Source organism: Candidatus Enterovibrio escicola, assembly GCF_002464935.1.
GTDB classification, from domain to species: domain Bacteria; phylum Pseudomonadota; class Gammaproteobacteria; order Enterobacterales; family Vibrionaceae; genus Enterovibrio; species Enterovibrio escicola.
The window spans coordinates 36,379-52,207 of the sequence record NZ_NBYY01000020.1 but is presented as its reverse complement, the minus strand read 5'-3'; the positions used below and the strand labels follow the sequence as shown (position 1 = coordinate 52,207).

Sequence of the window (15,829 nt, the reverse complement as noted above, 5' to 3'; positions counted from 1 at the left end):
CGGGGTACTGGGAGGAAGAGTATCCTAGAAATGAAGCTGTAAAGGCTTTAAAATAGGACAAACTGGCGGAGTAAAAAAGGACAGGGGTTATCACAAACTCTCATTAGCAGAGACAGCAATGTTTCGCTATAAATAATTGCTCAGCCCTAAACTTACTCTTCATAATTATAATGCACAAGTTAGTGAATCGCTGGCAAATGTGAAAGCTATGAACAAAGTTATAAGACTCAGTATGCCTGTTCGCCAGCAGATAAATTAAAACTGTAAATAATATTGGGCTTAGTGCGTTATAGGCCTGATTTAATCAATAACACTATTACGACCCTAACACATTCTTGATTGAGGATGGAAAAGGTTTGGAGTGCCGTCATGAGGAAGACTACTACAACAACATTATTTCACGCTGAAAGACACGAAATTTCCATACAATTTGGACGTTACAACCTACTATCGATTGTCACTTGTTACACCTCAGATTGTGCAATCATCTTCCCCTCCTATTGGTTTGACTACTGTTATGAAGACACATCTGTTAAAATTGGTATCACCCCTGAATACCGATATCAAGACTCTTCATTGCCCTCAAATATCTTGTCACTGATGAGAGTTTAATTTGTCATGATTTACGATGAATTAGGGGCTTTACTCTCTACTAGACAAGATCGTTTTACTTGGTTGCCACTAATGAACGTCGATTCAGGTAGGATGATGGCAGACAGTGACGGTTTTGTCAAAACCCGTATAGGTGCTAGAATCGATGTAAGATCCATCAAGGCCTTTATAGTTCATCTGCTGTTTTTGGGTCTTATAAACCTTAGATCAGTCAAGACCACAGTGCGATTGATCAGAAGAATTGAGTGCAAGCTGATTGAGTATTCGCTGCCGTCACAACACGTAATGGCTGCCGTAGCCAAGAAACTTGAAGGAGTCGGATCCATAACACAATCATTTGTTTCATCCGAATATATACTTATAGTGATTATTACCGCTCCCTGCACCTTGCAGGTGCATAGCAGATCAAATCTTCGAAAGAGTACTACACATAATCCTAAGATTAGTAACCATAAAGGAATTAAACCGGAAAAAATGCATATTGTACATGGACTTAAAACACCAAATACATATCCTGTCTTTCGGTATTTACTCTACACTGTTCCACTACAATTTCTCGCTTATGACATTATCTTCATGAAGATAGCTATTCAAACCAAACACATAGTTTTACAAAATTTGTAATGGTGGAATAATTTAATGGCCATTCAATCAATCAGACACTGGCTAAAAAACAGTCAAAACCCTCTAGCTCAATGGCTTTTTCACGCACTAAATGCACTCATACTCATGAGTATACCCGCCCCGAAAGTTATTTTTTTACCACTGTACTATATCACCACATTCTTGATGGTTACATGGACAAACTTAACCAGAACTTTATGGTGGACACCCTTATTTAAAGGCCGTCTACAACATGTCGGGCGAGGTTTGTACCTCTATGGAGGTATACCCTATATCAGTGGTCCATTACACATTTCAATTGGAGAACGATGCCGAATCTCGGGTCAATCCACTTTTTCAGGACGTGCCTATCCCAAGTCAGGGGTCGACGGTGGTAACAAACAACCTAAATTGCTCATCGGCAACAATATCGATATTGGTTGGCAAACCACCATCGCTGTCGGACAAAAAATCGTTATTGGTGACAACGTACGAATCTCTGGTCGTGCTTTCCTTACAGGATACCCAGGTCATCCCATCAATGCGGAAGACCGCGCCGCTGGACTGCCAGAATTAGACTGTCAGATCGGGGATATTATCCTTGAAAAAGATGTCTGGTTAGCAACAGGGGTATCTGTTATGGCGGGAGTTACCATTGGTCATGGAACCATTGTAGCGACAGGTAGTGTGGTAACATCAGATTTACCACCCAATGTACTCGCGGGAGGAATGCCTGCAAAGATAATCCGACGTTTAACCGATGCAGAGATCGAAACTTATGTGGATAAGGTTATTAATACAAGAGGAGTCGATAACACAGAAATAGCAACTAATACAGAGAGGGAAAAATGAGCAGAGACCTTATCGTGTTTGGAGAAGATTGGGGTGGATTACCATCAAGCACCCAACACCTAATCCGTCACCTTGCTGTTAAACGTAAGATTATTTGGATTAACTCTATTGGTCTCCGTCAACCTCACCTGTCAGTACATGACATCATGCGTGTATTGAAAAAGTTATCAGCCAAGACGATCTGTAATAAACCTGCTCAAGAAAAACTAGCACTTCACAATATAACGATCGTTAATCCAATCACTCTCCCAGCACCACGCACATGTTTTAGTCGCGAACTGGCTTCAAACTGGTTAAGCAGACAATTGCTCCCTATAATCAAGAGAGCGAAGTTACGTGATCCAATCATGTGGACATCCTTACCTACAGCCGTTGATGTAGCTGACAAGCTAGGAACGACCTCTTTAGTTTATTATTGTTGTGATGATTTTTCCTCGTTGGCAGGAGTCGATCATAACACTGTCGTGCGCCGCGAAGCAGAATTGGTCGAAAAAGCTGATCTTATTTTAGCCTCTAGCGAAACTCTGGTTTCTCGCTTCCCCCACCAACGTACTAAATTTCTACCACATGGTGTTGATTATACATTATTTTCCATACCAGTATTGAGAGCTCCTGATTTGCCTGACAACCAGCGCCCTATTGCAGGCTTTTATGGTTCCTTATCTGAATGGTTGGATTACAATTTGTTAGATACTATTATTTCAGTGTTACCTTACTGGGATTTCGTTTTCATTGGTTCAGCGTGTAAACGCGCATTACTACTAAAATCGTATAGTAATGTGACGTTACTCGCTCATCGCCCACATCACTTACTACCTAGCTACAGTCAACATTGGACGGTGAGCATGCTTCCCTTCACAAGTAACGCACAAATTAAATCCTGCAACCCATTAAAATTAAGAGAATATCTTGCCACTGGTACTCCTATTATCAGTACCCCTTTCCCTGCCATCACAAGTTATTCCTCATTCGTCTCGATAGTGCAAACTGCCTACGAAATGGTAAGCGCGCTTGAGCAAGTTCGTTTCCAACAGATCCATGAGAAACGCTATGAATCATGCAATAGATTGCGCCGGAAACAGCAGCAAAACGCAGTTAAACTACATACTTGGGAATCCCGTGCGAAAGATTTAGAAAGATGGTTAGATGCCCTATGAACACACTGACGTATAAACTGCTGGTTCTGCTAGATGGAGCTTGGCGGAGACGGTACGTAATTATGTTGCCCATTATCATTTTTCCTCTCATAGGTACGATAATTGGATTGTTAACCCCGAAAGCATTTAATTCACATACCAGTATGTTGATTCAAGAGACATCTAAAATGAATCCATTTCTTGAAGATTTAGCCGTCTCAGCAAAAATGGATGAACGTTTTAGCAGCTTACAAACACTATTACACAGTCGGCACATCCTAGGTAAGGTAGCTTTACAACAAGGGTTTATTACCGAAAAGTCTGAACCAAGACTTATCAATGATACCATAGAAATTCTATCAAATGGCTTAACTATGAGCACCATAGGTAAAGATGTTATTCGGATAGATTATCATTCAAACCAATCTGAGGGTATGAAGGAAACGTTGGAGGACGTAAGCCGTTATGTTATTGATGAACTTTTAGCACCTGAACGTTCATCAATGAAAGATTCCAGTTATTTCTTGTCAGAACACATTAAACTCCGTCGTAAAGACCTCGACAAGGCAGAGGTTGCACTCACAGATTTCAAAAGTAAGCATCCAGAAGGGTTACCAGAACTTCAGATCGCAAACTATTCGCGTATTGAGCAATTGAAGCAACGTCTCTCTGAAAAAGAAGCCGAAATGGCAGGTGCCAAGAAAGGTTTGGGTGGGTTTGATCAACAACTTTCTAGTACCAACCCAGTTATCGGCAGAATTGAAGAGCAGATTGTCAAAATTCGAAGTAAGTTGGCCTTACTCAAAGCACGTTATACCGATCAACACAGTATGGTTAAAGGTGCCATACGTAATCTCAACCATTTAGAGAAGCAAAGAACCAAGCTCCTTGCAAACACTATACTTACGGTAGATAGCAACCAACTCTGGGATATCGCTAGCAGCTCCCACCTTAACACGGAGAATGGATCTCAACCTATGTTGATTTTTCAACTTGAAAACCTCCAACTTGCACGAAGCAGGGTTGACATGCTGCAGGAGGAGACGTCTAGCTTGAGGGGAATAATTAAGGCGTTGGAGTTAAAGACTAATCAATCAGGTGAAAAAGAGCGTAAGATACAAACACTTCAACATGATTTAGGAATAAAACGTAAATTGTTTCACGAATTACTTGAGCGTTATGAAATGGCAAGATTAACCAGTTCACTCGGGGTGTTCGAACAAGATAAACGCATCAAAATAATTGACCGTCCATTTTCTCCTAGTACACCTAGCAATATTTCTTTGATCGTTTTCACGATTTCTGGCCTAATCGGAGGTGTATTACTGGGGTTCAGCACGGCTGTATTACTTGAACTTACCAATACAACAATCCGCCATATTTCAACATTGGAGGCTATTACTAGTTCCCCCGTAATCACCCGTATTCCCCCACTAAAAGATAAATTCACACTTATTGATAGCAATCATTTAGTTATCGAAGGGCATATAAAAGTATTATCTAGTCCAAAAAAGTAAAATGGTATTTCCAAAATGACTTGGATTCCTACTAGGCGATAAATAGGAGAATAAAATGAGAATTCTTCTTATACAAGTGAAGAAAGGAATAAATAATGTTTTTTTTTTACTGTTCACCTTATTATTGATAATTTGCACACCTGCAGTATCTAAAATTCTACTAGAAGAATCTAAATTAAATTCCGTATCTGAAACCACGCTACTACTGATTAAAGGCACCAACCTGTCGGATGCTAACATCACCTTGGTTATTCGAGCAGATGATACTCAGAATCCTAGCTACGCCGATCGCGCCAACTTAGAACGTGTGATCCCTTTTGGTGAGTTTGAATTACATATATCTTTTGCCAGCCTAAGAACCCCGAACGGTCGTCAGCTTAATCTCTCAACACTCCAACAGATCATACTTTTCCCTAGTGAACCTCGACAGGGATTTTCCATAATTTCCGCCAATATTGTAATACCGAAACCCATTGGAGAAAACATTTATGCATGGGATTTAGGGCCTGTCGACAGCGCTATTTGGCCTGGTTTTAAGCCTTTAACCGTCCATACCGGCATGCTAACAGGAAAAATGTTAGATTCCATTGATCGAAGTACGAGAATGCAACTTTCGGATAGCCTGACTATTGATGGAATTCGAGGAATTGATACCGTAGAATTACCCTTACCTGTCGGAAAGTGGCAAATTACACTGTGGTTAAGGGATGCAGGTGAGTGGGAATATCTCCCACACCCTTTACAAAGGGAAATTTACGCCAATGGTCGACGTGTATATGTGCAGAACCGTTCTCCGATGGAGTGGATTGAACATGTTTACCTTGGTCGGCGAGATATCCAAGTGTCACCAGAGAGTAACAGTTGGGAACACTTTGGAAAAAGAATAGATGACCGCATAACTTTCAATGTTGTAAGTGATGGAAAGCCAGTGATACTGCGTTTACGTGGTGATTCAATCGACGCGCAATTTGTTAGTGCCATTTTAGCTGTACCAAGTACCAATCCTATGATCCTTGATATGCTCACTCGCCAACGTAAAGTGTGGTGGAAAAGAAACTGGCCAGTTGAAGATTGGCGTCAATCTTCAACGGGACAACCCAGTCTCAAGGCGACGGCATCGATGCTTTACGCCGTACCTGGCATATCTGTCATTGCAGAGTTTTTATTTCAACAAGGAAATATCCTAGGTGCTCCTTTCATTATGGTGAAAAAACCAAAAAAAAACGGCATTACGATTCCCACCACTGTACATTGGAGCCAATGGCACCTGATTCGCACACACCTGTCATCGACCTTACTTGAAGTCAAAGATACCTACTTACGACATGGACTAATGCCAGAAAATACTGATTTGGCCATGCCAAGACAATTGATGGTTCGCGTGGATGTGCCGCAAGGAATACCTGCAGGAAAATACCAAGGGGAACTGCATATCATGATGCAGGGGAAAAGCTTAAGCGCTCCGTTCAGTGTCAAAATTATACCTGTTACATTGCCAGATCTAACGAAACCCGTCGGTATTTATTTGGAAAAACCTGTTTACTTTGGCTGGTTCGAGACATTATCTTCATTTGGAGAACAAGCGATGATCTGTGATCTTAAGTACCTTAGGAAGCTGGGTTTAACTGGCATTTCTCCCCCATACCCAACACCACACAATGACGAATTGAATGAAGAGTTTGAAACACTTTCTATTTTGTTAAACAAAATGGGATTTTACGCTCCGCTAGCATATGCTCCGGCTAAGCGATTAAGTCAGATACTTGGTTCAAGCAATGCCGCCAATGTGATTGCAAGGCTGGAGATGCAACACAAACAACGTCTTCATAACTCCCCATATTGGTCAATTGCAGATGAACCAAGTAATCCTGGAAATGTTGATCTTTTCAAAGAAATGTACCGAAACTTTTCGTTATTGGCGCCCAGTGCAAAATTAGCCGGACACCTTAACCATGAGGAAGACAAAAAATACCTTCCCATGTTCGATATGATCCTCATCAATGATGGGTTTGGTGCCGACAAAAAGGAAATACAGGATGCACAACAAGATGATCGTAAAGTTTGGCTTTACAACCTGCCTAATCCACGTGCCGCAGCTGGGTTTTATCTCTGGAAATCCGGAGCGGATGGATTCTTAAAATGGCACGGACGCATGCCCACCGCCGACCCCTTCGACCCTACTGATGGTCGAGAAATTGATGTACAATTCCTGTATCCTTCAAAATACCCTTGCCCTAAAGAGCCTGATATTAACATTGTGCTTTATGAAATGATGGAGGGTATCATCGATCACCGTTGGTTACTCTGGTTAGTTAACCAAGCACAATACGACAGCACCGCCAAGTCACTCTTGAATCAATTACGCCGAGAGATCCCTGATGAATGGCAAGTCATGAAGAATGTGGGGAAATATCAACTTAGCACGTGGCGTCAACAAATCATTAACCTCACCCAGTGATTCTCATATAACCTCCTAGAATACAAATAATAGGCAACTACACCCGTTGGATTTATTTTAAACCCAAAATTATCAATTAATTATATATAGGGTATGAATCTTGCTTGAATATAAAACCTGTTTCATCCTAACAAATGTTTATTCATTGTATTTGAGGTAATCTTGAAAACAATCATTCAAGTCGTACAGCATTTAAAAGTCGGTGGGCTTGAAACCATGGTTCTTGGATTATTGCGATTCTCGAACTACAGCCAACAAATGACAATCATCAGCCTAGAAGGGGACAAAGAGTCTGCGATTGAGGCATGGCCTCAATTAGAATATTTTCAAGAACAATTAATTTTTCTCAACAAGCCAGCTGGTTTTTCTCTGGTATTAATTTTTCAATTGCTGCGCATTTTTATTCAACTTCACGCCGATGTCGTACACACACATCATATTGGTCCTTATTTTTACGCTGGGCTGGCCTCTCGCTTAGCACGTATATCACTTATCCATACAGAACATGATGCTTGGCATTACAAAAATAAACGCCATCAATTACTGCAAAGAATTATTAATTTCCTAACAACACCAACAGTAATTGCGGATGCCGATACCGTCGCTAACACATTGAACACCTTAGTCGGAATGAAAAATATTCAAGTCATAAAAAATGGTATAGACATTGACAAGTATATTCCTGGTAACCAAAATAGTGCACGGGAAGAATTGAACTTACTAAAGGACATTAAACTTATCGGTGTTAGTGGCCGATTAGAGGGTGTAAAAGGCCACCATGTTTTAATTGAGGCTATGTCTATATTACCGTCTGATGTTCATCTTGCCATCGCAGGAATCGGTTCGCTTAAGGATGAACTCATCGCGTTATCCACGTCTTTGAAAATCACTGATCGAGTGCATTTTCTGGGATATGTCAACAACATGACCTGCTTTTACCAAGCGTTAGACCTTTTTTGTTTGCCCTCCTATAATGAAGGTTTTCCACTTGCTTCACTCGAAGCACAGGCATGTGATATTCCGACTGCTCTAACGAATGTTGGTGGTGCCATCGAAACGCTTTGTCCAAAAAGTGGCATAGTTCTCAAGGTAGGAGATGCAAAAGACATGGCAGAAAAGATCTTGACATACCTTTACGAAGGCATAGTTACAAGTCCTCGCCAATTTGTTGTATTAAACGCAAACATCCGTACCATGGTAAGCGCCTATGATGCGCTTACGGAAATATCACAATATGGATAACACTTGGATTATTTGGGTTACAGCCGTTAGCACCTACTTGGTGATTTATCATCATCTCGGCTATCCCCTACTACTACGTGTGCTGGTGCGTTACTTTCCTCCTAAGTTGATACCATCACCAACACGCAGTTACAACAATACCGAATCGGATAACCAGCTTTCCAGTATGGTAGTACTGATGCCAGCATATAACGAAGCTAAATGGATTGCAGATAAGATCCGTAATCTCTCATCACTCGATTATCCGAGCAATAAATTGTGCGTGATATTAGCATGTGATGGCTGTACGGATAACACAGCTTACATTGCAAGTGAAACCCTTCGAGAAGTGACTTGTCAACATTTAAAGATGACTATTATCGAGTATGAAGAGAACGAAGGTAAGGTTGCCGTGATTAATAAAATTATGCCTTCGATCGGAGATGATATTGTTGTGATGAGTGATGTATCTGCACTTATTTCTGTTGATGCATTATTGATTGCAGCAACATATTTCATTGACCCTCTTGTCGGTGTAGTGAATGGTCGTTACCAATTACTTTATCCTTCAAAAGGGGAGAAAAAATACTGGGAATATCAGAGTACTCTTCAATACCAAGAAGCCCAACTGGGTTCGACACTTGGGGCACATGGCGCTTTATATTTATTTCGCCGCAGTCTGTTTTCACCTCTTGAAGAAGATACTATTAATGATGACTTTGTACTTCCGACGAAGATCGTAGCACGCGGATACCGTTCAAGTGTTGATAAAGCAATTTGTGCTATTGAACTCGAGCCGACAAATGCTAACCAAAATTTCAAACGTCGTCTTCGAATCGGAGCGGGTAATTATCAGCAATTACTCCGTTTGATGAACTTGCTTCACCCTCAGCACGGTGGCATTGCATTTACCTTCATCTCAGGCAAAGCACTTCGTGTCGTCATGCCTTTCCTAATGTTAACTGCATTACTCGCATGGTTATGGCTAGCACAATACCACATTTTATTTGCTGTCGGAGCTGCGCTACAATCAGTAACCTACATCGTCGTCACATTTTTCGTTGTTTGCAATATCACCCCAAAAAATTCGCTGCTGGCAACACTGTGTTATCTGGTGTCAAGTCATACCGCCAATATGCTTGGTGCTCTTCGATACATTGTTGGTCTTGAAAAAGGTCGCTGGCAGCGGGTCTGTTTACCTACATACAATTCTATTGAGAAAAAAAGATGAATATGCATATTGAGATACCTGAAAATGATCATCACATCTCGTCGCCTCAAAGAAAGATGTAGCAACTATGTATCATAAAAACAGGGTAGACACGCAGCATACATACAGAAAAAGTGACATTAATCCTACCACTGCAACAATAAAACGTGTCTTTGATATTCTGTTTTCAGTTATCGGATTGTGGTTAACACTCCCCCTGTACCCACTTATTTTTATTGCAATAAAACTCGACAGTCCGGGTCCAATCCTTTTTCGTCAAATACGAATTGGACGTGCACTACCCGACCGAAGTTTAATTTTCCATATGATGAAGTTTCGCACCATGCATATCGATGCTGAAAGGGTAACTGGGGCAACATGGGCAACCGAAAGTGATCCGCGTGTAACCAGAATTGGCCGTTTTTTGAGAAAATCTCGATTGGACGAACTACCTCAATTTATCAATGTAATAGTTGGTGACATGTCAATTATTGGCCCACGCCCTGAGCGTCCTAGTTTTTATCAAGAACTAGAAAATGCCATTCCCTACTTTGCTGACCGCACCTATGGAGTTAGACCTGGAATTACAGGTCTAGCCCAAATTAACCAAGGTTATGATACCTGCATTGAAGATGTACGTTCGAAGGTAGGGTTTGACCATTCCTATGCATTATCCCTCTCCTCACTGAGGATGTGGTTCAAAATGGATTGCTACATTATATTTAAAACCATAATGGTCATGGTAAGGGGTCACGGTCAGTGACATAAGCTATGTTCATGAGCCTGCGCTCATAGATCTAGTTCATTTTCCGGCGAGCTACAAACCAGATTATTAATAGAGGTCACCTACAATAATATCTTTCCTTTATCTACTGATCATGAGTGTCTAGCTTGCATAATTCGTTCTCTATTCCTTTTAAAATATTTTAGATGTTACCAAAAGTGTTTTTTCTTACCACGAAACAATGTTATATCCATTATCATATCCCCCTGAATTCAGATAATAACTGCCACAATTATGCGCCTTCCTTAATCTAAAATGCACAGATGTTATATTTTAAACCGCTAGCAAGTACTCTAAAAAACATCGTTAGGAGAGCGATACCCAAGACTCGCTCTAGCACGTGTTCTATCTTGGCAATTTATTCATTACTTATTTCATTGAAGTCAGTTCCCTTGAGTAAACTCTCTTTATCAAACTTTTGGTATGTTCATTCATTCCCTGATCACGTGACCGATAAGGGCTGGCAAAATAAAAATCAACGTCTATGCTTTCAGCAACCTCTTCATGACCTGAGAACGCTGTATAGTTGTTGGACGTGAGGGTTTTTAAGTCATGGAAGGTGGAATTTACAATATCAACCTCAGATCTGTATAAGCAAGCGTTCATGCAGATCTGAGGTTACCTATGTATTAGGTGCTACAGTCTGTTGGTATTTGACACGTTCATGAAAGGGCTAACGCTGAAACAATTAATTGACCAAGCAATGCTCCAGTCACGGATGTTCCTAGCGGACATGGCAGCAGCAGTGGTAGGCACACCTAAAATCTATATATCTCGCAATTATCAGAAAATCTGACTGAGGGTAGAAGCTATGACATAATAATCAACGGTCAGGAAGAGAGAATTATAGGAGAATAACCGACAATCACAGTATCAATACTACGAGAAACTACATTAAAATTTCTGACTGTTAAATTATTCATACCAAAATCATTATGCGACTGATAGTTTTATTTAACCTATCAAATCTCGACTTGGATATTTAATTCATTTCCTATGCGCAATTTGGATTAACTATATTGGACGTTAGCTCATCGATACTGTCAATTGATTAACAGGGTCAATCCAATTTGCACAGGAAATCAGGCTTACACAGAGAGTAATAGAAACTCTCGTTCCCATGAACTTATCACTCGTTTAAAATTTTCCTGTTCGACACGTTTAACGGCGATAAATCCCTTTGCAAATGATTCGCCGAAGTACTCGGCGACTTCATCACAACGCTCCATACGATCTAACGCACTCTCTAAGGTATGTGGCAATGAAGAACTTCTTGGTTCATAACCACGTCCTTGCACTGGAGGTGTCGGTATCAATTTCTTCACCATACCGATGTAACCACAAAGTAAGCTTGTAGCGATGGCTAGATAACAGTTAGCATCCGCACCTGCCAGTCTATTTTCCACACGACGGTTTTGCGGTGAACAACTCGGGACTCGAAGACCACAAGTGCGGTTTTCTTCACCCCATTCCACATTCACTGGTGCTGAAGTACTCGGAAGGAAGCGACGGAAAGAATTAGTGTTAGGTGCAAACATAGGCAACATTTCAGGGATATATGTTTGTAGCCCTGCTATATGACTGAAAAACAGATCTGAACTGGTACCGTCTGCATTAGTAAATACGTTCTTACCTGTTTCTACATCCAAAATACTCTGGTGTAAATGCATGGCGCTACCAGGTTCATTGGTGATAGGTTTCGCCATAAATGTGGCAACAACGTTGTGTTTGAGTGCTGCTTCTCTGAGAGTACGTTTAAAAATAAAAACCTGATCTGCCAATACCAGAGGAGCACCATGGCGAAAATTAATTTCCATCTGTGCCACACCTTCTTCATGGATCAAGGTATCAATAGCTAGACCTTGAGTTTCACACCAGTCATACATATCTTCAAACAAGGGATCAAATTCATTAGCAGCATCAATAGAAAATGACTGACGTCCCGTTTCTGTTCTACCTGAACGACCCACTGGGGGTTTTAAGGGAAGATCTGGATTGTCACTGCATGCAGTGAGATAAAATTCCATTTCCGGTGCGACAATAGGCTTCCAGTTCCGTTCTGCATACAGATTCAGTACTGTTCTCAGTAGATTTCTCGGTGAAAGTTCCAGAGGGTTTCCCATTTTATCGAACGTATTGTGAATAATCTGTGCCGTTTTCTTGATAGTCCAAGGTAATTTATACACTGCTTCGTCATCAGGTCTACAGATAAAATCAATATCGGCTTCGTCAAGCAATGAATAATAAATATCAGCGTCGACATAATCACCAGTAACTGTTTGTAATAAAACACTTTCAGGTAGCCGCATCTCCCAGTCATGAAGAAACTTATCGACGGGAGCAATCTTGCCCCGAGCAATCCCTGATAAATCACTAACAACGCATTCAACTTCTGTTATTTCATTATCCTTCAACCATTTCTTGAGTTTAATCATGTTTTTTCCTCATACATCTTGGATCTATGTCTTCAGGTACTCCCGAATACTTCGAAGATAGCTGAATAAGGAGGATTTTTCGTGATTTCCCACTCAAAATATCTTTATACCTCTAATACAAATCACTTAACTATAGATCTGTATAAGCACGGCTCTTTCAAGCTGTATAATTTTAAGGCTAGATTTCTTTGATTGGAACATATGAGCAATGACTATCTCGATGATAAATAATTTTCTCAATACAAGACGATCCCAAAGCTTCCTCACCTTTTCTTTTGTGTTATAGCTAAATAATTAACCCAAGCTGCGTACTAAGAAATGAACTAAATGCCCAAGTCGCTACCTGATCGTTTGAAATAAACTATTGACTGCACAAGGACTTGGGCAGGAATAATTTAGACGCTGTTTTCGTCGATGTCGCCGACTTCTTCCAGACTTTCCTTCTTGTATGGAAAAAATAACTAATTTCTTCCGGTATCAAATAAAGAAACAAGTCTTTTTGCCTCTCTTGTTAGCGAAGTGATGATGATAGTGATAGCTTTCCATCAATTGGGGTATCGAGACTTTAAAACCTATTACACCCACTTTGCTTGCCGCTACCTCACTAACGAATTGCCTGAAAGAGTTAGTTACATGAGGATACTCAAGCTCATGCAAGGTATTCTGGTTCCGCTTTGTTTATACCTCACTCACCGTCAGGCAAGGACGACAGAAATTGCCTTCGTTGATTCGTCCAAGTTATAGGTTTATCATAACCTACGCATTCTCAGACATTAGGTTTTTAAAGGTACCGCGAAGCGAGGGAAAGGAACGATGGGGTGGTTCTACGGTTTTAAATTACACCTCATTATCAATGACCAAGGTGGCATTATCTCAGTTAAAGTAACGATGGTTAACGTGCAGGATAAAAATCCTGTGTCGGCAATGTCTGACGAGATTTGGGGGTGTTTATACGGAGACAAAGGTTATTTTTATGATCCATTAGAGCGAGAACTTGCAGACAAGGGAGTGACACTGATAACGGGTGTAAAAAACATGAAATCTAAAGTGATTAAACTTTGGAACCACCTAATACTCCGAAAATGATTTATTATTTAACCGTTTTTGACTAACTAAGATATATATCCCAAATCGAGCATTCTCGGTACCGTAATTATATCATCTTTGTGGTCAACTTGCTGTTGGGGTTTATCGCGTATTCATTTCAACTAAAAAAGACGAGCATCAAGAAGACAAGGTTTGATAAGCAAGCGCTTAAGTAGATCTGAGGTTAATTAAACCGATAAGCGAAGAATCTTCAGCAATCAATAATGGTGGATTAAAAATCAGTATTTAATCCACAAACCTAAACTAAAATCTAATATTAATGATATGCTACAAGCATGCTTTTTCATCCTGAAACCACGTGGGTTATCCTCGCTGGCGGACAAGGCCGTCGCATGGGAGGTCGAGATAAAGGACTCATGACCTTTGACGGTAAACCGTTCGTTGAATATGTTTATGAGCGTCTGACAGCTCAAGATGCGACAATTGCCATTAACGCTAACCGGAATCACTCCACGTATGAAAAATACGGTCCTGTATTTGGAGATGTGTTAAAAGGTTTCTTGGGGCCTCTTGGAGGAATACACGCTGCCATGTCATATTGCGACACTGAATGGTTGGGGTTCGTACCCTGTGATTGCCTTAATCTGCCACATAAGATGCTTAAAAAAATGTATCAGTCTATTGGAGAAAGTACTGAAATTGTTGTCGCTCATGATGGTCAATCAGTTCAACCCGTCATAACCATGATGAAGCGCAACCTACTTCAAAGGCTTGAAGCCTTTCTCGAAAACGGTAATCGTAAAATCATATTGATGTATGACTTATGCGATACTAAATTTGTTGATTTCAGCTCAAATTATGATGCCTTTATTAATTTAAACACCCCTGATGAGATAAAGAAATATGGTGAGGCCTGCCTTCAAAGAGGACGTATTGATTTTTAATGCTTTAATGAGTGTTTTCTGAACAGAATGGTGAAGCGTTATAATCACTTCACTAAAAATAACCTAACCTGAACTGCGCATAATAAATGAACTAAATGCCTGAGTCTCGATCTGATCGTTTGAAAAAAACTATTAAATGCATAAGGACTTGGCGTGAAGAACTTAGACGCTGTTTACGTCGATATCAACGCCTTCTGCTAGATTTTTCTCCCTACATGGAAAAAACAACTCATTTCTTCCAGTGTCAAACAAAGAAACAAGCCTTTTGCCTCTTAATTAGCGAAGTGATGAAGATAGTGATAGTTTTACATCAATCGGGGTATCGAGACTTTACAACCTATTACATCCACTTTGTTTGCTGCTACCTCACCAACGAATTTCCTGAATTAGTCAGCTACACACGAATGCTCAATCTTATGCAAGGTGTTTTGGTTCCGCTATGCTCTTACCTCACTCACTGTCAGGCAAGGCCTTCGTTGATTAGTCCAAGCTACCGGTTTGTCATAACTGATGCATTTTCAGACATCAGATTTTAAAGATACCGCGAAGTGAGGAAAAGGAACAATGGAGTGGTTCTACGGCTTCAAATTACACCTTATTATCAATGACTAAGGTAATATTATCTCAGTCAGAGTGACGACGGCTAACGTGGATGATAGAAAGCCTGTATCAGAAATGGTTGACGAACTGTGGGGGTATTTATACGGAGATCAAGTTTATATCTCTGGTCCATTGTAGCGGGAACTTGCAGACAAGAGAGTGACACTCATAACGGGTGTAAAAAAACATGAAACCCAAAGTGATGAAACTTTGGAACTTCCTGATACTCCGGAAACGATTTATTATTGAAACCATTTTTAACCAACTAAAACCTATATCCCAAATCCAGCATTCTCAGCACCGCTGTTGTACCATATTTATGGTTAACTTGTTGGCGGGGCTCATCGAGTATTAATTTTAATCAAAGAAGCCGAGCATTAAGATAACTCGGCTTACTAAAAGCACTTATG

General features: G+C 40.5%; 9 protein-coding genes and 3 pseudogenes. 11 read left to right on the top strand and 1 reads right to left on the bottom strand.

Features of this window, described 5'->3' with window-relative positions; translation table 11 throughout:
* The 8 genes and pseudogenes from BTN49_RS17945 to BTN49_RS07555 form a co-directional block, all read left to right on the top strand.
* Positions 1–259, top strand: a pseudogene (locus BTN49_RS17945) (IS5/IS1182 family transposase); the annotation flags it as partial.
* 992 nt (positions 260–1,251) lie between these two features.
* Complete coding sequence (locus tag BTN49_RS07585) at positions 1,252–2,067, top strand: acyltransferase (RefSeq protein WP_097356673.1); 816 nt, start codon at positions 1,252–1,254, stop codon at positions 2,065–2,067.
* Positions 2,064–3,224 (top strand): glycosyltransferase family protein, encoded by a 1,161-nt coding sequence (locus BTN49_RS07580; RefSeq protein WP_097356672.1) that lies wholly within the window; start codon positions 2,064–2,066, stop codon positions 3,222–3,224. The genes BTN49_RS07585 and BTN49_RS07580 overlap by 4 nt, the downstream gene beginning before the upstream one ends.
* A complete protein-coding gene (locus tag BTN49_RS07575) occupies positions 3,221–4,720 on the top strand; it encodes a GumC family protein (protein ID WP_097356671.1) in 1,500 nt (499 codons plus the stop codon). The genes BTN49_RS07580 and BTN49_RS07575 overlap by 4 nt, the downstream gene beginning before the upstream one ends.
* A 55-nt stretch (positions 4,721–4,775) precedes the next feature.
* Complete coding sequence (locus BTN49_RS07570) at positions 4,776–7,178, top strand: hypothetical protein (protein ID WP_190319275.1); 2,403 nt, start codon at positions 4,776–4,778, stop codon at positions 7,176–7,178.
* A 162-nt stretch (positions 7,179–7,340) separates the two neighbouring features.
* Positions 7,341–8,420 carry a glycosyltransferase gene (locus BTN49_RS07565; RefSeq protein WP_097356670.1) on the top strand — a complete coding sequence of 360 codons (1,080 nt, stop codon included), beginning with the start codon at positions 7,341–7,343 and terminating at the stop codon, positions 8,418–8,420.
* Positions 8,386–9,630 (top strand): glycosyltransferase family 2 protein, encoded by a 1,245-nt coding sequence (locus tag BTN49_RS07560; protein ID WP_223823825.1) that lies wholly within the window; start codon positions 8,386–8,388, stop codon positions 9,628–9,630. The genes BTN49_RS07565 and BTN49_RS07560 overlap by 35 nt, the downstream gene beginning before the upstream one ends.
* A gap of 67 nt (positions 9,631–9,697) precedes the next feature.
* Entirely contained in the window at positions 9,698–10,372 is a 675-nt protein-coding gene (locus tag BTN49_RS07555; RefSeq protein WP_097356668.1) for a sugar transferase, read from the top strand.
* A 1,109-nt stretch (positions 10,373–11,481) separates the two neighbouring features.
* Here BTN49_RS07555 and BTN49_RS07550 read toward each other — a convergent pair.
* Positions 11,482–12,828 carry a glutamine synthetase family protein gene (locus BTN49_RS07550; RefSeq protein WP_097356667.1) on the bottom strand — a complete coding sequence of 449 codons (1,347 nt, stop codon included), beginning with the start codon at positions 12,826–12,828 and terminating at the stop codon, positions 11,482–11,484.
* A gap of 380 nt (positions 12,829–13,208) precedes the next feature.
* Here BTN49_RS07550 and BTN49_RS22275 point away from each other — a divergent pair.
* The 3 genes and pseudogenes from BTN49_RS22275 to BTN49_RS22270 form a co-directional block, all read left to right on the top strand.
* Positions 13,209–14,090, top strand: a pseudogene (locus BTN49_RS22275) (IS982 family transposase).
* Between the two features lie 120 nt (positions 14,091–14,210).
* Positions 14,211–14,819, top strand: a complete 609-nt coding sequence (gene mobA, locus BTN49_RS07540) for a molybdenum cofactor guanylyltransferase MobA (protein WP_097356666.1) — start codon at positions 14,211–14,213, stop codon at positions 14,817–14,819.
* Between the two features lie 201 nt (positions 14,820–15,020).
* A pseudogene (locus BTN49_RS22270) lies at positions 15,021–15,819 on the top strand (IS982 family transposase); the annotation flags it as partial.
* Positions 15,820–15,829 lie beyond the last annotated feature (10 nt).